The sequence below is a fragment of the Catenulispora sp. GP43 genome, assembly GCF_041260665.1.
Taxonomy (GTDB): Bacteria; Actinomycetota; Actinomycetes; order Streptomycetales; family Catenulisporaceae; genus Catenulispora.
The window spans coordinates 84,090-102,876 of record NZ_JBGCCT010000031.1 but is presented as its reverse complement, the minus strand read 5'-3'; the positions used below and the strand labels follow the sequence as shown (position 1 = coordinate 102,876).

At 70.8% G+C, this 18,787-nt stretch carries 10 protein-coding genes; 7 read left to right on the top strand and 3 right to left on the bottom strand.

Features of this window, described 5'->3' with window-relative positions; translation table 11 throughout:
• Positions 1-99 precede the first annotated feature (99 nt).
• The gene (gene recN / locus ABH926_RS42390) at positions 100-1,842 is read left to right on the top strand and encodes a DNA repair protein RecN (protein ID WP_370372216.1); all 1,743 of its coding nucleotides are present in this window, start codon (positions 100-102) and stop codon (positions 1,840-1,842) included.
• Positions 1,843-1,896: 54 nt separating this feature from the next.
• Here recN and ABH926_RS42385 read toward each other — a convergent pair whose 3' ends face one another.
• A complete protein-coding gene (locus ABH926_RS42385; RefSeq protein ID WP_370372143.1) occupies positions 1,897-2,940 on the bottom strand; it encodes a LacI family DNA-binding transcriptional regulator in 1,044 nt (347 codons plus the stop codon).
• 55 nt (positions 2,941-2,995) lie between these two features.
• Here ABH926_RS42385 and ABH926_RS42380 point away from each other — a divergent pair, with 55 nt between their 5' ends.
• Positions 2,996-3,622 carry a response regulator gene (locus ABH926_RS42380; RefSeq protein WP_370372141.1) on the top strand — a complete coding sequence of 209 codons (627 nt, stop codon included), beginning with the start codon at positions 2,996-2,998 and terminating at the stop codon, positions 3,620-3,622.
• 13 nt (positions 3,623-3,635) lie between these two features.
• On the opposite strand, the gene ABH926_RS42375 is transcribed toward ABH926_RS42380, so the two are convergent.
• Positions 3,636-4,901, bottom strand: a complete 1,266-nt coding sequence (locus ABH926_RS42375) for a sensor histidine kinase (protein WP_370372139.1) — start codon at positions 4,899-4,901, stop codon at positions 3,636-3,638.
• Positions 4,898-5,371, bottom strand: coding sequence for a hypothetical protein (locus ABH926_RS42370; protein WP_370372138.1), 474 nt, complete (start codon positions 5,369-5,371; stop codon positions 4,898-4,900). The genes ABH926_RS42375 and ABH926_RS42370 overlap by 4 nt, the downstream gene beginning before the upstream one ends.
• A 244-nt stretch (positions 5,372-5,615) precedes the next feature.
• Here ABH926_RS42370 and steA point away from each other — a divergent pair, with 244 nt between their 5' ends.
• The 5 genes from steA to ABH926_RS42345 all read left to right on the top strand — a co-directional run bounded on the left by steA (position 5,616) and on the right by ABH926_RS42345 (position 18,779).
• A complete protein-coding gene (gene steA / locus ABH926_RS42365; protein WP_370372136.1) occupies positions 5,616-6,812 on the top strand; it encodes a putative cytokinetic ring protein SteA in 1,197 nt (398 codons plus the stop codon).
• Between the two features lie 379 nt (positions 6,813-7,191).
• Positions 7,192-11,508 (top strand): DUF6603 domain-containing protein, encoded by a 4,317-nt coding sequence (locus ABH926_RS42360; RefSeq protein ID WP_370372134.1) that lies wholly within the window; start codon positions 7,192-7,194, stop codon positions 11,506-11,508.
• A gap of 2 nt (positions 11,509-11,510) precedes the next feature.
• Positions 11,511-13,802: a hypothetical protein gene (locus tag ABH926_RS42355; protein WP_370372132.1), complete on the top strand. Its 2,292-nt coding sequence runs from the start codon at positions 11,511-11,513 to the stop codon at positions 13,800-13,802.
• Between the two features lies 1 nt (position 13,803).
• Entirely contained in the window at positions 13,804-17,619 is a 3,816-nt protein-coding gene (locus ABH926_RS42350) for a hypothetical protein (RefSeq protein ID WP_370372130.1), read from the top strand.
• Positions 17,517-18,779, top strand: a complete 1,263-nt coding sequence (locus ABH926_RS42345) for a hypothetical protein (RefSeq protein WP_370372128.1) — start codon at positions 17,517-17,519, stop codon at positions 18,777-18,779. The genes ABH926_RS42350 and ABH926_RS42345 overlap by 103 nt, the downstream gene beginning before the upstream one ends.
• Positions 18,780-18,787 lie beyond the last annotated feature (8 nt).

Below are 18,787 nucleotides of genomic sequence, written 5' to 3'. Positions count from 1 at the left end.
GAACTTCGCCGTGAACTTCGCCCCCTAAAGGGACGAATCCGGCGCGCAGGTACCGCTTCCGGCCCGGGAAGACCTAGTGTCGTACCTGTGCTGGAGCAGATGAGGATTCGCGGCCTCGGCGTCATCGAGGACGCGGTGTTGGAGCTGTCGCCCGGATTCACGGCCGTCACCGGCGAGACCGGCGCCGGCAAGACGATGGTGGTCACGGGCCTCGGGCTGCTGTTCGGCGGCCGCTCGGACTCCGCGCTGGTCCGTCCCGGCGCCGAGCGGGCCTCGGTCGAGGGCCGCCTGGTCGTGGACCCCAAGAGCGCCGCCGGCCTGGCCGCCGCCGAGGCCGGCGCCGAGTTCGAGCCCGTCGGCAAGGACAAGGCAGAGCTCATCATCTCCCGGTCGGTGTCGCTGGAGGGGCGCTCCCGGGCGAGCCTGGGCGGCGTCGCCGTCCCGATCGGCGTCCTGGGCGGCCTGGCCGACGACCTGGTGGCCATGCACGGCCAGTCCGCGCAGCAGTCGCTGCTGCAGCCGGCCCGCCAGCGCCAGGCCCTGGACCGCTACGCCGGCCCCGCCGTCGCCGAGCCGCTGGCCGAGTACAAGGCCTGCTTCGATCGCCTGAAGAAGATCGAGGCCACCCTGGAGGAGCTGACCACCCGGGCCCGTGAGCGCGCCCAGGAGGCCGACCTGCTGCGCTTCGGCCTGGCCGAGGTCGAGCGCCTGGAGCCGGTCGAGGGCGAGGACGCCGAGCTGGACGCCGAGGCCGAGCGCCTCGGGCACGCCGACACCTTGCGCACCGCCTCCGGCGGCGCGCACATGGCGCTGGCCGGCAGCCCCGACGATCCGGCGTCCATCAACGCTCTGTCGCTGGTGTCGGAGGCGACCCGGGCCCTGGAGGCCGCCCGCGGCCACGACCCGGCGCTGGCCGAGGTGGCCCAGCGCCTGGACGAGGCCTCGTTCCTGCTGGCCGACGTCTCCACCGAGCTGGCCGCCTACGCCGACTCGATCGAGGCCGACCCGCGGCGCCTGGCCGACGTCCAGCAGCGCATCAGCGACCTCAACGGCCTGATGCGCAAGTACGGGCCCAAGCTCTCCGACGTCATCGCCTGGGCCTCCGACGGCGCGCTGCGCCTGGCCGAGCTCGAGGGCGACGACGAGCGCATCGCCGCACTCACCGAGGAGCGCGCCGCGGCCCGCGCCGAGCTGGCCGGCCACGCCGCGCGCGTGTCGGCGGCCCGCTCGGCGGCCGCGGACAAGTTCGCGGCGGCGGTGACCACCGAGCTGGCGGAGCTGGCCATGCCGCACGCCCGCGTCGAGGTCCCGGTCGCGCAGAAGGACTCCGCCGACGGCCTGGAGGTGGACGACCGCACGGTGGCGTTCGGTCCGACCGGCGTCGACGACGTCGAGATCCGCCTGGCCCCGCACCCCGGCGCGCCGTTCCTGCCGATCGCCAAGGGCGCCTCCGGCGGCGAGCTGTCCCGGGTGATGCTCGCGGTCGAGGTGGTCTTCGCCGGCTCGGACCCGGTCCCGACCTTCGTCTTCGACGAGGTGGACGCCGGCGTCGGCGGCAAGGCCGCGGTGGAGGTCGGGCGCCGGCTGGCCCGGCTGGCGCGCTCGGCGCAGGTCGTGGTGGTGACGCACCTGCCGCAGGTGGCGGCGTTCGCCGACCGCCAGCTGGTGGTGAAGAAGGCCAACGACGGCCTGGTCACGCGTTCGGGCGTGGTCGTGCTCGACGACGCGGCGCGGCGGCGGGAGCTGGCGCGGATGCTCGCCGGGCTGGAGGAGTCGGAGCTGGGGCAGGCGCACGCGGACGAGCTGCTGCAGGCGGCCGCGGCGGATCGGCAGCAGGGGTAGCGAGGTAGCGGGGGGTAGCGAGGTAGCGGTTGGAGCGCGGCGGGGCCGCCGCCGTCACCCCGACACCGCGGTCCTCCGGACGACCAAGTCGGTCGGAATGACCACCGAGGACTCCGGCGCCGGCCCCCGCACCCCGTCATCGAGGCGGGCCAGCAGCAGCCGCGCCGCGGCCTCGCCCATCTCCGGCAGGGGCTGCCGCACGGTGGTCAGCGGATACCCGGTCTGCGACGCCAGCGGGATGTCGTCGAACCCGACCAGCGCGATGTCGTCGTCGGCCAGACTGCCGCGCGGGGCCTGCCGCATGGCCCGCAGCGCGCCGATCGCCGACAGGTCGTTGTGGGCGAAGACCGCGTCGAACTCCATGCCGTCGCGCAGCGCCTGCTGGACGGCCCGCACACCCCCGGCGACGGTGAAGTCGCCTTCGATGACGTACTCCGCCGCGACGGGCAGACCGACGTCGGCGTAGACCCGGCGGAAACCCGCGAGCCTCTGCCGGGTGCACCCGAACTCGCGCTTCCCGGTGATCACCAGAGGCCGGTGCCGGCCGAGGTCCATCAGGTGCCGCGCCGCGGACTGCCCGCCCCGGTCGTTGGTCGTGGACACCGTCGGCAGCGGGACCCGGCGATCGCGGTCGTCCACCAGGACGACCGGCAGCCCGCCCCGGTCGATGCCGACGATCTGGTCGAGTGTTCCGGTCGGCTCGATCGCCAGCAGGGCGTCCACCGACCGCGCCGAGATCCGCGCCGCGAACCGCTCCAGGGACTCCGCACTGTCGTCGCACGTGAACAGCCGCAGCCCGTACCCGGCCGCCGCCAGCACGTCGGAGACCGCCTGCAGGATCTCGGCCATCCACTGCGACTCCAGCAGCGGAGCCGGCGCGCCGGGACTGCCGAACGGGACCAGCACCCCGACCGTGCCGGTGCGGCCGCGGGCCAGGCTGACCGCCGTCGAGCTGGGCACGAACCCCAGCTCCTCGATCGCCGAGCGCACCTTCTCGGTGGTCTGGCGGGTGATCCCGGCCTTGGCGTTGAGCACTCGCGACACCGTGGTCTTGCTGACCCCGGCACGCTTCGCGACATCGGCGATGGTGATCGACATGCGGCCCTCGATACCGGTCGGTGAGCGGCTTCCCCCGGGATGTGAGAATACTGCCGTGCCAGTGATCCGTGTTGTGGTGGCCGATGACCAGGCGGCGGTGCGCGACGGGCTCGTCGCGCTGCTGTCCGTGACCCCCGGCGTCGAGGTCGTCGGCGAGGCCGCGGACGGGGCGGCGGCGGTGGCGGCGGCCGAGACGCTGCGGCCGGATGTGGTGCTCATGGACCTGCGCATGCCCGGCGTGGACGGCGTCGAGGCCACGCGGCGGATCGCGGACAGTGCCCCGGACGTGCGGGTCGTGGTGCTCACCACGCACGCCGACGACGCCTCGATCCTCAAGGCCCTGCGCGCCGGCGCCACCGGATACCTCACCAAGGAGTCCGGCCGGGCCGAGATCGCCCGGGCCATCGAGGCCGCCGCCTCCGGCCAGTCGGTGCTGGACGACGGGGTCACGGCCATACTGCTGGCCGCGGCGGTCGAGGTGGCGGCCTCGGCCGACCTGACACCGCGCGAGGCCGAGGTGCTGACGCTGATCGCGCGCGGCAGGTCGAACACGGAGATCGCCGAGGAGCTGTTCGTCTCCGCCGCGACGGTGAAGACGCACATCAACAATCTGTTCGCGAAGATCGGGGTTCGCGATCGGGCTCAGGCGGTGCGGTACGCGCTGCGGCACGGGATGGACTGAGGCGCGCGTCGCGTCAACCCGCGGGATCCGCCTCTCCCGCGACGGGAACCACTACTTCTACCCGGAACCCGCCCTCCGCCGTCGGCTCGGCCTGCACCGACCCGCCGACCAACTCCACCCGCTCCCGCAGCCCGACCAGCCCCCAGCCGCCGCCGGAGGTTGCCAGGGGTGCCGAGCCCGTCGTCGAGGCCGCGTTCTCGATCGTCAGCGTGACCGTGTCGTCCGTGCCTACCGCCAGCCGCAGCGCCACCGCCGCTCCCGGGGCGTGCTTGCGCGCGTTCGTCAGCGCCTCCTGCGCGGCGCGTTGCAGCGTCTGCGCCGTCTCCACGGTCAAAGGCGGCACCGGGCCGCCGGCCACCTCGAACGTCGCCGGCCAGCCGGTGTCCTCGGTGTAGTCCGCGGCCAGCACCGCCAGCGACTCCTGCGGCGGCTTGACGTCCTCGCGCAGGGCCGCCACCGCGCGCCGGACCTCTGACAGGCCCTCGCGGGCCAGGCGGCGGGCGCGGATCACCATGGTGTGCGCGCGCTCCACGTCCGCGCCGTCGGTCAGCAACGCGTCGGCTGCCTCCAGCTGGATCGCCAGGCCCGACAGCGAGTGCGCCAGCACGTCGTGCACGTCGCGGGCGATCCGGCCGCGCTCGGCCAGCGCCGCGGCGTGCGCCTGCTCGGTGTTCGCGCGCCGGGTCATCACCAGCAGGTCCTGCGCGCGTTCCAGGGCCAGGCGGCGGGAGCGGCGGGCGTCGCCGAACACGTAGCCGCCGACCGAGACCGCGATGATCCACGGGAACTGGCTGCCGTTGTGCGCGGCGACCGCGCTGACCGCCCCGGTGACGATGACCGCGACCCCGACGTACAGCGCCGTCACCCGCGGCTCGGCCACCGCCTGCAGGTACAGCAGGCTCATGAAGACGTACGTCAGCCCCGACGGCTCGGCCAGGCCCGTGCCGGCCAGCACCGCGCCGCACAGGGCGAACACCGCGATCGCGGGCACCAGCCCCGGCAGGGGGCGCACCGCGGAGACCGCCCACATGATCCCGGCCACCGCCGCGACCCCGCCGAGCGCCCAGGCCGCCGGGTGGCGGGTGTGCACGATGGTGAACGACAGCGCCCCGATCGCCAGCAGCCGCAGCGCCACGGCGGCGGCGGGCCAGCGCTCGGTCCACCGCCGCAGGTCGGGGAAGTCTTCCGCGGTGTCGCTCATGATGAGGCCAGTGTGCCCGGCACTCGGCGCGCGGAGCACGTCGGCCACGCTCAGCCGGATCGTGGCGCTCACACTCATGAGCGCGCCATGACCGGAATCCCGCTGGCATGCGCCCGCGGCAGCACGATCAGCGACTCGGCGGCCAGCGACAGGCCGAACATGAGCATCGTCGAGGACGTCATCGCCGTCCTCCCCGCACCGGCCCCGATCGCGACCGCCTCCAGCCCGAAGCGGGCCGCGAAGGAACCGAGCCACAGCAGCAGCGTTACCGGACGGTACCGGGCCCAGACCACCCCGTCGCGCTCGTAGAGCCGGATCGAGGACCCGCGGACGAGCCCGATCGCGATCGACACCGCGCCCTGGACCGCGAGCCACACCTGGTCGGTGTGCGTCAGCGTGCCGCTCTTCTGCAGGATGAACCAGCCGTACACGGCCAGGATGCCCGGCATGACGACCGAGCGGCGGGTGTCGACCGGGCGCCCGGTCAGGCGCTTGCCGATGACCAGCGCGGCGACCGCGATGATGAGGACGATCTGCAGGATGTTCATGGCTATGACGCTATGGATCCGGTGTTCTTTCCAGATCGGAGCGCGGGTGGAGAGCGGGGTGGAGATTCGGAGGTGGAACGGGGTGGAGACCCGGAGGTAGTACGGGGTGCAGACTCCGGCGCGCGGCCGGTGCGGAACCCTGCGTGTCCGAGCGTCCCGAGCCCGTCCCCCACGCGCCCCGTGCCGCGCACCCGCCAATCCCTTACCGCCGGCCCGGTCGGACATGCGACGATGAGCGCCAGTGATGACGCACCTTCCGCCCCGTCCCCGACGCCGAGCCCAGGCCCGCCAGCCAGACTTGCCGGGCCTGTCCGGCGTTGCCCGGGTCGACCGGCGCACCAAGGACCTGACCAAACGGCTGCGGGCCGGCGAGATCGCCCTGATCGACCACGTCGACCTCGACGGCCCGGCCGCCGAGGCGCTGCTGGCGTGCAAGCCCGCGGCGGTGGTGAACGCCGCCAAGTCGCTGTCCGGCCGCTATCCGGCGATGGGCCTGGAGATCCTGCTGTCCGCCGGCATCCCCGTGGTCGACGAGGTGGGCCCGGCGGTGCTGGAGCGGATCGCCGAGGGCGACGTGGTGCGCCTGGACGGCAACGTGGTGCTGCGCGGCAGCACCCCGGTCGCGGTCGGCAAGGCGGTGGACCTGGAGGAGGTCGTCGAGGCGCTGGCCGAGGCCCGCTCGACGGTGTCCGAGCAGATCGAGGCGTTCACCGCGAACACCATGGAGTACCTGCGGGCCGAGCGCGACCTGCTGTTCGACGGCGTCGGGGTCCCGGACATCACCACCGAGCTCGACGGCCGCCACGTGCTGATGGTGGTCCGCGGCACGCATCACAAGGACGACCTGGCGGTCCTGCGCCCCTACATCCGCGAGTACCGGCCGGTGTGCATAGGGGTGGACGGCGGCGCGGACGCGCTGCTGGAGTGCGGCCACCGCCCGGACATCATCGTCGGCGACATGGACTCGGTCTCCGACGCGGCCCTGGCCTGCGGCGCGGAGCTGATCGTGCACGCCTACCCGGACGGGACCGCCCCGGGCCTGGACCGCGTCACCTCCCTGGGCCTGCCGTGCGCGGTGTTCCCGGCGGCCGGCACGAGCGAGGACGTGGCGATGCTGCTGGCCGACGACAAGGGCGCGAGCCTGATCGTCGCCGTCGGCGGCCACAGCAACCTGGTGGAGTTCCTGGAGAAGGGGCGCGGAGGGATGGCCTCCACGTTCCTGACCCGGCTGCGGGTGGGCGGCAAACTGGTGGACGCCAAGGGCGTGTCGCGGCTGTACCGCAGCCGGATCTCCAACGCGTCGCTGGCCGCGCTGGTCCTGGCCGCGCTCACCACCATCATCGCCACGCTGCTGGTCTCGCCGGCCGGGAAGGGCTATCTGACCGTGCTGGGCTCGGTGTGGGACGACTTCGTGTTCTGGCTGCGGAGTTGGTTTTCGTAGGTGTGATCACCTGTTCGGAGGAAACCAGGCTCTCCGGGATGGTGATGATGCCGTGTGGCTTGCGGGCCATCGGCGACAGTGGTCGGCGAACCAGGCATACCGATCGAAGATCGCTGGTATCTCGATCGCGACCAGTGGCTGAGCGTATCCCACTCTTTACTGTGCGTTGAGCGGCGCGGTCTGAGCCACGATCCGCCATGGGTGGTTTCCCGTCAGGGTGATCGTGCGGTTGCTGACAGCTGTTACCTCGTGCACGGCGCGGCGCTACGTTTCACCAAGTCTGGTGGCAGCGGTTCGGGCCGCTTCCGCCGGGTTTCGTACTGCCACCTCACCACGTGTTGGTTCTCGCTATCCCCGAGCCAGGAGGGCTGGTTCAGCCATGCCGTTTTCCGTCGGTGACCTTCGCAAGGCCCTTGAACTGGCTCAGGGGGAGGGCTCCTTTCAGATCGGGCCCGTCGAGCTTGATTTCGGGGAGGTCCTCGGCTTCTTCCAGCGCTTCCTGCCGGAGGGCAGGATCAGCCTGGTCAGTGATGTCGAGGTGGATGCCGACCGCCTGTCCGTGAGCGGGGCCATTCGCCTGGCCTCGCAGGTGACCTCGCGGGCCTCGGTGTTCTTCCTGCCCGACACCGGGTGGGAGCACGTCGTGGGTGTTCGGGTGGACGCCCGGTTGCCGGAGGGGGAGGGGCTGCCCGAGGAGGTGGCCGCCGTTCCGGCCGCGCTGGCGAGGATCGGGCTGGGGCCGCTGCATCTGGTGTTCGGGGCTGAGCCCGGGGCCGACGGCAGGGGGGTGCGGGCCCGGCTCGGTTTCGGTGCGGAACTGGGTTTCCCGGACGCCGCGGCGGATCCGAAGCCCTACGTCTGGGGCTACGCCCCGCTGGGCTCCGGACAGGAGTGGTTCGTCACCGGGACGTTCCCGGAAGTGCCGCTGGACAGCTTGGACGATCTGCTGGACTTCGCGAACCTGAACCCCGGCGACTTCCGGCCGCCGGCGGATCTGCCCTCAGCGGTCGCGCTCGCCCTGACGGCTCTGGGCATCAAGTTCGTGCCGAAGCAGACGCAAGGCACGCAGGCCGTCGAGTACGACTGGCTGGAAGCCCGGATGGCGGTCTCGCTCGGCACCGACTGGGAAGTCATCCCCGGTGTCCTGACCATCCACGCGCTGGTGGCGACGTTCCAGGTCGAGAACCCGTTCAGCACTTCACCCTCGCTGGTCGCCGGGGCCGCCGGACAGGTCCGGCTGGGCGCCGACGTGGTCGTGGACGTGGCCGTCGCCTACCCGGAGAAGACCATCAGCGGCATCCTCGCCGAACCGGTCCCGCTGGCCGCGCTGATCGGCGAGCTGCCACCGGGGATGGGCGTCCCACCGGAGGCGACAGTCAGGGTCCTGACGGTCGAGGGCGACCTGAACCCGCCGCCGGCTCGCGGCTACGCCTTCTCCGCCACCCTGCAGAACGCCTGGCGCGTCGGCGGCGATCGGATCGAACTCACCGACGTGACCCTGACCGTCGCCAGATTCGGTGCCGACACCCAGGGCTCGGTGAGTGCGCGATGGCGGATCGGCGAGGGCGGGACCCTGGACGTCACCGGTACCTGGGCCGGCGCCGGCGGCTGGTCGTTCCAAGCTCAGGGGACGGACATCCGGCCCGCGGAGATCTTCGCCGCGCTGGGCGTCACCCCGCCGGCGTTCGTGGCCGGCCTCACCGTCGAAGAACTGCTCGTCGAGTTCGATGACCAGCGCGACGCCGCTGTGGTGCTGGTCAGTGAAGTCGCACTCGGCGAGAAGACAGCCAGGCTGGAGTTGCGCCTCACCGCGGGCGGCGGCGAGCAAGCCGTGTCCGGGACTTTGGATCTCGTCCTGTCGCCGGAGAAGAGCATGCGGTTCGTCGTGCAGGCGGCACGTGGCGCGGGTGGGAAGTGGCTGGCGGCCAAGTGGGAGAAGACCGGTGGCGAACCGCCGCTCGAAGGCCTGGACCTGCTGTCCGCACTGGGCTTGAGCGGCCCGTCGGACACCCCGGCGGGGCTGGTGCCGAAGCTGGACTCGCTGACGCTGTGGTACGAGCCGGGTGCCAAGCGGTCCGCCCTGGCCGCGTCGGCGGACTGGACGTCGTGGGCGTTCGCCGCGGTGGACCGCAAGTACGGCGCCGCGGCCCGGCTGGCCGTGCGAGCCTCGGCCAAACAGCTGCCGATGGTCGGAGACTTGATCCCGGCCGAGTACGACGTGGCCATGGAAGGGCTCGGATTCGCCCTGACCTCCTCGGGCTGGGACGCCACAGCCGCCGTGGCGGCGAACGAACTGCTGGCCGAGGTCGGCGGCTTCGGCGCGGCGGCGTTCGGGCGGATCGACGCGGGACCGACTCCAGAGCCGGGTTCGGCCCCGCTGGCCGGAACGGTCCGCGGGGACGTCGCCGCGATCGCCCCGGAAGCCTCCCCGTCCGCCGTCATGCCCGTCTTCCCAGAGCTCGACCTCGCAGGGCTCTGCGTCACCTTGTCCTACGCCGTCGGCGGGGACGCGCAGCCGCCGCTGGTCTTGGAGATCTGGAACCGTCGGGGTGGCGGCAATTTGCCGGCGAGCCAGACCCGGGGTCTGGATGCCGGCTTCGACCTCGATATCGCCGTCGGCCCGCTGCGCATCAAGCGGATCGCCCTGGGCTACGCCGACGGCAGCGTCTTCGTGTCCTTCGACGCCACCCTCCAGGTCGGGCCGGTCACGTTCTCCTTGCTGGGTCTGGGCTTCAGCATCGACACCGACTTCGAGCCCCGGCTGTCGGGCGCGGCACTGCGGATGGACACCCCACCGCTGTCCATCGCCGGCGTCTTCGAGAACCGCGCCGACCCCGACTACTCGGTGCTGCTCAGCGGCTCGGTGGTGGCCGAGGTCAAGTTCTTCGCGATGACCGCGCTGGGCTCGTACGCCCGGCACCGCGACGGCTGGTCCTCGATCTTCCTGTTCGGCGAGGCCGGCGGTATCGGGGACGTAGCGCTGTTCGGGCCGCCGGCGTTCACGGTGACCGGGGTTTCCGGCGGCTTCGGCGTCAACAACGACATCCGGATCCCGGCGATCGACGAGGTCGGCGAGTTCCCGCTGGTGCGGCGCCTGACCGGGGCCGGCTCGCCGACGCCGGAAGAGATCATGGCGATGCTGATGGGTCCGGGCGCCTGGATGCGACCGGAATCCGGCAGCTACTGGGGCGCGGTCGGCCTGCAGTTCACCTCCTTCAAGTTCATCCAGACCCGCGCCCTGGCCGTGGTCAAGTTCGGCAACGAGCTGGCCGTGATGCTGCTGGGCCGCACCACGGTGACGTTCCCCAAGAACGCGCAGCCCGGCCGCAAGGTCCTGGCCCGCCTCAACATCGACGTCCGCCTCGGCTACGAGGACCGCAAGGGCCTGCTGTCCATGGACGTGGCCATCGCCGACGGCTCGTTCGCCTTCCACGAATCCGCGCGCCTGACCGGCGGCATCGCCGTCTACCTGTGGACCGGCGGGACGAACAAGGGCGACTTCGCCATCACCGCCGGCGGCTACCACCCCTCGTACACGATCCCAGACCACTACCCGAGGCCGGCCCGGCTGGGCTTCATCTGGTCCCCGGACAACAACATCCGGGTCAGCGCCCAGATGTACGCAGCCCTCACCCCGAACGCCATCATGGCCGGCGGTCGGCTGGAAGCCCGCTATGAGAAGGGCCTGCTGTCGGCTTGGTTCACCGCGTATGTCGATGCCCTGATCCAGTGGAACCCCTTCTACCTCGAGGTGAGTATCGGCGTCCGCATCGGCGTCGCCTTCACCATCAAGGTCTGGTTCGTGAAGGTCCGGGTCAGCATCGAGGTCGGCGTCGGCATCGACCTGTGGACCCCGCCGCTGGGCGGCCGGGTCAGCGTCAAGGTGTGGTTCGTCAGCTTCAGCTTCGGGTTCGGGGCCTCCCGGCCGACGCTGCCGGCGCAGAACTGGCAGGAGTTCCGCCAGCAGCTGCCCGACCCGATCGCCATCATCCCGCTCGAAGGCCTGCTCCCCGACATCGACCCGGCCGAGCTCGCGGCCCGCACCGCCGCGCACGCGCCGACCGCGATCACCGCCGCCGGGTTCGTCGTGGAGACCACCTCGGCGCTGCCGTCGTCGAAGGTCTACGTCAACAGTGCGCAACTGGGCCCTGGCGGCGAAACAGTGGACATCCGCCCGATGGACAAGCGGAATGTCACCTCCGAACACCGCGTCACCATCTACCGCAACGGCACCGTCTTCGAGGACTGGGAGGACTATGACTGGGTCATCACCCAGATCAAGCGTGACGTGCCGGCCGCGCAGTGGGGTGCGCCAGGCAAGCCGAGCCTGGACGAAGGCCTGATCCCCGGCCACCTGGTCGGACTGAGGATCGAGATCCCCGGGCCGGAGACCGGCGACGATGTCGGGCCGATCAGCACCGAAGCACTCGGCGTGGAGAGGCTGCCGGACGGCGCGATGCCGCTGCGCGACGCGAACGCCGCCGGACCGGTCCCGGTCCGCCACGCGAACAGCCCGGGCCTCATCGCCGACACCCTGGCCACGAGCACCGTGGGAAAGCGCACCGCGGTCCACGACGCCCTGGGCCGCTGGGGCTACGGCCCCCAGGCCGACGGCGCCCTCACCAAGTACGCGTCCCGAGCGCAGACCACCCTGACCGACGCACCGCTGGTGCTCCCGACGACGATGGCGAGCTGACCATGGCCACCCGACGCGCCCGGCCGGGCACCCAGGCGTCCCAGGAACTGCTGGACGTCACCTTCATCGACTCCATGCAGCCGGCCGCCACCGCCGGCACCTACCGGATCGAGGTCGAGCACGTCCTCAAAGAGGGCTCGACACCCATCGACAGCTCCGAGCCGCTGCCCAAGACCGCCGAGGAATTCGAGGTCAAGGCACCGCAGTTCGTCCTCGACGGTGCCACCGTCCAAGCGGTGTATCCGGCGCGCGGCGCGGACGGCGACTTCCGGCACGTCCTGCCGCACATCACCTTGACCCGCGAATACCTGCCGTGGGAACGCGAGCCCGAATGGTCGCGGATGGAGCGGCGCGCGCCGTGGCTGGCGCTGATGGTGTTCCGGGCGGGAGAGCTGCCGGAGGACCCGGAGGGCTTGGCGCTGACGACCGAGCGGACGGTACGGGACCTGCTCGCCTCCAACGACTCGACGATCCTCGGGCCCGCACTGACCGGTCTGCACCCGACGGTCCTGGAGGGTCACTGCCAGACCATCGACGTTCCGGCATCGGTGTTCACCGCGATTCTGCCGTCTAAGGAAGAGCTGTACTACCTGGCCCACGTCCGGGACGTGGACGAGCCGAAGCTGCTGGTCGACGGCGAGATCCTGATCAAGGGCACGTTCAGCGTCATCACCGCCAACCGGTTCCCGCGCGGCGAGGGCGATTACGCGGTGCACCTGGTGTCGCTGGAGGGTTTCCACCGGCACCTCGACGGTTCCCTGCCGACCGGAACCGATTTCGTGCGCCTGGTGTCGCTGTGGTCCTGGTCCTTCCGGAACGATCCGGCCGCGGCGTTCGACGCCGAAGGGATCCTGGCGAACCTGGTGGATCCGGGCAACACCGACGCGGAGAACCTGGCGCTGCGGATGCGACGGCCGGCGAACGCGCCGACGAATCCGACTACTGACGAGGCCTACGCGCTGGAGCGGCTGCGCCTCGGCTACGTGCCGGTGCCGCACCGGCCGATCACCGGCGAGCACACGTACGCCTGGTATCGCGGGCCGTTCGCCCCGCTGACCGCACGCGAGGTTCCGGCACTGGACGTCGCCAAGGCGCACACCACCGCCGACTTCGCTCTGGTCTACGACCAGACCTACGGCATCTTCGACGTCTCCTATGCCGCCGCCTGGACCCTGGGCCGGACCGTCGGCCTTGCCGACCCCGCCTACGCCAAGGAGGTGACGCGGGCCCGCCGCGAGCTGGCGAACACGGCGGTGCGGATGATGGCCGTGGCGAACGACCCGGTCCGCTCGGCCGCTGGGGTCGCGTCGAGCGGCGTCTACACCGACGGCGCGCCCTACGGTCTGAGCGCCCTGGCCCGCCTGGCCGCGAATCGGGGCGGCCGGACCCTGGTGGACGCGCTCGGCGCGTCGCAGCCGCCGGCCGAAGCGGTGCCCGAGATCGCGCGACAGGCCCGGCTGAGCCAAGCAGACGCCCGCGCCACGCTGAGCGCCGACACCCGACAGGCGGCGCTGCTGTCGGTCGCGGCCGACCGGGCGCAGCCGCTGGAGGACCGGCTCGCCGAACTCAGGGTCCTGAAATCGGTGCCTTTCTCATACCTGGTCCCCGACTTCCGGATGCTGCCGGAGGAGTCGCTGCGCCTGTTCCGTATCGACCCTGTGTGGATCGACGCGCTGTTGGCCGGGGCCCGCGACGTGGCCGTACACAGCTCCCTGGACCAGTACTGTGACCAGTCGCTGCGGGCCGCGACGCGGGCCGGGAACCGCGAAGGCTATCCGGCCGCCGGGCTGCTCATGCGCTCGGAGCTGGTGCCGGCCTGGCCGGACATGGTCATCGTCGGCGAGAACGCGACGGGCCAGGCGACCGTGATCCGGCGCGAGCTGGTGGCTTCCGACATGCTGCTCTGCCTGTTCGACGACGTCCCGGACAGCGTCCTGATTCGCGAGCCGAGCGAGGGCATCCACTTCGGCGTCGACATCCACCCGACAGACAAGCGCGCGGTCATCGGGCTCCGGCAGCTTCAGGCCGACGCGAGTCCGCCGCTGGGAGCCACGCTGCCCGGCCGGTACTTCCCCACCGGCTCGGACACGGTGTTCTCCAAATACCTGCGCCCGCCGCAGGCCGGCGGCGTCGCGGATGTTCTCCGGCTGGAGGGTGACAGCGGCCTGATCAAACCGCTCGCCCAGGCGCACTCACTGCCGGACCTGCATCCGGCCCAACTCGCCGTGCAACTTGTCAACGCACCCCTCCAGCAGCAGCTGTGCCCGGGCGGGGACTGTGAGGGAGAACGCTGATATGACCACCGACCTGATCGTCCCGATCCGGCTGCACGCCCTGGTCTCCAACGACATGGTGAACTCCGCCGGCGGCCCGTTCTCGCGCTGGCGTACCGACTATGAGCTGATGCTCGAGCAAGGGACCCCGCCGGAGCCGCCGGCCGGTCAGGGCGGCGAGGTGCGGATCCCGTTCGGGGTGCGCCTGCAATGGCAGTTCCCCGAGGCCCTCGCCGCCGGACACTACGACGAGAAGACCGAGGTCACCACCTTCCCCCTGGTGCCGAACCGATGGCTGATCGTGCGCTACTCCGACCCCGAGGGGCAGCCCGAACCGGAGAACCGAAACACGGTTCACGTCAAAGGCTGGCTGGTACACAGCGACTACCTGGAGTCCGACTATCCCGATCGCGACGACTACGCCGAACTGAAGGTGCCCAGGCTCCGGGATCCGGATACCTCCGACACCACGTTCCTGAGCCTGATCACCGACGTCACGGACGCTCCCTGGACCGACCCGGGCCGCCGCGAGCCGTTCCTGACCGCCGTCGGCCCCGGCCTGCCCGCCTTCGCCGCGTACGAGCCCTACCACGAGGGCGTGTTCTCCTTTCACGACGACCTCAAGGATCTCGAAGACGGCAACGTCGACACCTACCCGCCGGACAATCGCCTGTCCTACCTGGCGATCGGCTGGTATTCCGAGCAGAGCGCCGACATCCTCGCCCAGGCCCTGGACATCCCCGGGCTGCTTCCGCCGGACCGCACCGACCCGGCGGCGATCCTGGAGGCGCTGGAGTGGGCGTTGCCCGAAGACGTCGCCGTCCCCGGAACCTTGAAGAACACGCTCTATGTAGGCACCGCGCTCGGCATCACCTGGAAGCAGCGGAACTACCAGCCGCCGTCCGACAAGCCCGATCCGACGGACGTGGACAACCCGATCAAAGTCGCTGTCGGACACAGCGTCGGTGACGCCGCTGCGGAGCTGACGAAACACCAGACCCGCTCAGCGGACACCGCGAAGCTCTTGTCAGCCCTCTACCACGGGACCATCGACACCTTCGACGGCCCGGGCGGCGACGACGAGCTCGACGAGGCGCTGCGCAGCACCTGGTTCGCCGGGCACGAGTCCGGCTACGTCTGGCATCTGGTGGAGCGCCGCCCCGACGGCTTCGGCGACGACACCGACGACACCGACGCCACCCCCGGTACCGCCGCGGAACGTCGCGCCGCCCGCGCCACGGACCCGGCATGGCTGGTCGCGCTCAACGCGCAGCAGGCCGCGCACGACGCTGAGCTCCCCAAGCTGCGCAGCCTGCAATGGCGCACCTGGACGCTGTGGTTCCTGCTGAACCGAGCCACCCGCGAGGGCCAGCACGCCCCAGGTTTCGACGCGCTCGCCCAGGACCAGCTCGACCCCGAGGCCAGCCCTGACGGCAAGCCGTCCATCGCCAAGCTCACCAAGGCCCAGTACGACAAGGTCAAGGAGTTGGAGAAGGACCTGCCGCGCGGCGACACCCCCGAGGACCTGGAGAAGGCCATCGCCGTCTTCGTCGCCAAACCGGGCATCGAGCTCCCCGAGGGCACGGCGCTCCAGCGGGAGATGTCAGAGAACTACTACACCCCGGCCGACCCGGTGGTCGTCATCGAGGGCGCCAACGTCGGCGACCCGCTGTCCCGGGACGAGCCACTGCCGGTGCGGCTCCCCGCCCATCTGCTGTCCGCCCTGAAGATCGGCGAATCGCTCGAGGACGTGCCCACCAATCCGCCGGCGCCGAGATTGGACGGCTTCCCAGCCTTGGTCCTGCCGCTGCTCAAAGAATTCGCGCTGCTGGACAAGGCCGCCTGGACCAATGCCGGCGCTCCCGGGCCCACCGCGCTGCACAACGCCATCGCGTACCCCCAACTCAACGTCCGGGGCGACCTGGCGGAATACACCCTGTTCTGGCGGCAGCCGTGGCTGCCGATGTACCTGCAATGGGATGTGCGGTACGTGCCCACGCCGTTCCGGACCGGCGAAACCGAGCACTGGGAGTTCAACGGGACCGCATACTCCTGGAAGGGCACCGGCTCCACCGCCACTGACGCGTCCTCCTCACAGCGTCGCATCTTCCGAGGGCGGTCCTTCCTCGCGCCCACCGTGCGATACGTGGCCGAACGTCAGCTGGACCGATACCTGGCCACGTATCCGGAGGCTGAAGCACTGGGTGTCCGGCAACTTCGCGAGGACCTCGAGGACATCGACATGATCTCCCAGACGTTGGACGGCTTCCACGACTGGCTGCTCACCCAGGACGGCGCCGCGCGTCCACTGCGTTCCCGGATCCTGATCCCGGGCGACCTGCGACCGCTGCTCGGCGATGCCCCGTCATACCCCGCGCCCAGCGGACACGGCGAGGGTGAGGACGACACCTTCCAGCCAGTCCGCGCCGGCCAGTTCTTCTTCATGGATCTGCGGATCGTCGACCGCTTCGGCAGGTGCGTGGACCTGACCAACCCCTCGCAGAACAACTTCGAGCGGTTCCCGCCGATCCGCGCCATCAGTGTCCTGCCGGACGAGCGAAAGACGCTGTACCCGAACCCGATCGGCGCGCAGCGGTTCATCCAGCTCCCACCGCGACTGCTACAGCCGGCGAGGGTACGGCTGGCCACGACGCACGCCGTGGACGGCGCCCCCTCGGCCGCCGTCGCGACAGCGCGGGACGCGGGGACCCCGGCCACGCCGGTCGGCGGCTGGCTGCTGGTCAACGACCTGGACCAGACGCTGATGGTCTACGCGCCGGACGGCTCACCGCTGGGCGAACTACGGGTCCTGAACACGAACAACACCATCGCGTGGAACCCGCTCCCGCACTCACCGCACCCGGATCCCATTTCTCCCGGTTTCACCGCGGCTTACCCGCGATTGGCCGGCTTCATCGCCGGACTGCGCGGCCAAAGCACGCCGCACGTCGCCTTCCGCGCTCTGCTGGACACCATCGACAGCGCGCTGGACGCCATGGTGGACCCCGCCTCCCAGGACGACTCGGTCCCCTCCCGGCTCATCGGCCGTCCGGTCGCCCTGGTCGCCGCCGACCTGGCCATCGATCTCCAAGGCCTGCCACTGACCAACCCCGGCTGGGCCACCGCGCCGGTCCCGCCCTCGGACGGTGTACTCGCCGGGACCGCCTCGACGGACACGGCCTCCGGCGAGGACTACCCGGGCCGCGACGGCTACCGCTGGCCGATCCGCCTCGGCTCCACCGACCGTCTGACCGACGGCCTGATCGGCTACTTCGCCGCGGCGGCCGGCCCCGACAATCCGGTCGTCTACACCAAGCTCTACACCGAGCAGCCGACCGATGCACACGCCTACCTACAGCCCATCGGCATCGGAGACGGCCTCGCGCTCCCGGCCACGCTCCCCGGCGAAGCCGCGGTGACACACCACCTCACAGTCCTGATGGACCCGCACAACGGCGTCCACGCCACCACCGACATCCTTCCGGTAGCGCGCCTCGTCCTGGACGTGGACTTCGTCCACGCCTCACTGTCCCGGATCCGGGCCTCCTTCCGGTTGCACCCGCTGCTGGCCGTGGCTCGACCCCCGGTCTCGGAGCAGGACGCGCTCGCGCGCCGGTCGGGACCGGGACTCGGCTCGCTCCTCGAAGAGGATTCGATCGTCATGCCGCATCCCGCGGCCTGGCACGGCGACTGGACCTGGGCCGAACCCCGCGACCGGGGTGGCGACGTGCCGGAATGGCTGGAGTTCCCCATCGCCATGGCGGACACGTACGCGTATCCCGGCGAGCCGCGCGCCGAGGCGCGCGCCGGCTACTTGCAGCTGAAGCCACGAGACTGAAGGAAAGGGTCCAGATCTCCATGAACAGCAGAATCCTGTCGGCCAGCTCGTTGCTGTCCTTCGAAATCGAGCCGGATCCCAATCCCCTGACCGTTTCGACGGCGGCGCAGCCGGTGACCGGCAGGTTGAACATCCAGGTCGGCGTCGGGAACTCGGGCCCGGCCTTCTGTAAGAGCATCAGGGTGCGGATTCGCATCGGTGCGGGTGCTTCGGCCCTGACCGAGAACCGCTCCCAACTCACATCCGCGGTGACGGGAGCGACCGGCTGGACCGCCCGTCCCGGCTTCGCCGAAGGTGAATGGCAGGTCTTCGAGTTCGCCGCCGACCGCCCGGTCAACGTCACCGGACGCGCTGTCACCCTGGTCATCTCGCAGATCGCGGTCAACCGGACCGCCGGCAACGCCGACCTGCAGATCATCGAGGAGAGCTCGCCGACCAACGGGTCCTTCACCGAGAAGACCACCGACGCTGTCGTGGCCAAGTTCCCGGCCGAGTTCGTCTTCCGCAACTTCCGTCCGACCAAGGTGATGGTCGGCAACGGTGAGAAGGCGACGCTGAGGTGGGACGGAAGTGCCGGCGCCGAATACACCATGTTCTGGGGCCGGAACAGATCGGAGGACGTCTCGGGTGTCCGCGAATGGGACACGCCCGAGGGGCTGGCCGAAGCCACCGGTTTCATGCTTCAGGCGAAGGTCACCGCCGGCGGCGAGACCCTGACGCATACCCTGACCACAGTCGTCATGGTCGAACGACCGGACCTGGAGGTCGGCGATCTGAACATCGGTGGGAAGACGACCTTCCGCGGTGGTCCCCTGGAGGGGCTGGTCCAGAACCCGGTTCTGATCTACCAGCCAACGCGCAAGGGCACCTACGTCGTTGATTTCCGTACCCAAGGCCCTGGAATCATCTACATCCGAGCCCACGTCAATGCGTCGGCTCAACAGAACATAGATTTGAGTGCGGGCGACACCGGAATGGCCAAAAACGTCGCACGCGTCATGGTGACCGGCCCTGGCACCTTCGGGACCGCGAGCCAGCCGATCGCGTCTGGCCGGACTCTGAAACTCGTCACGATCTGGCCGGAAACCAGCGGCGATGGCACCGTGGAGTACGTCTGGTTTCCCCTGGGCCCGCAGGAACCTCCCGTCCGCCTCGGCTGACGCCGCGA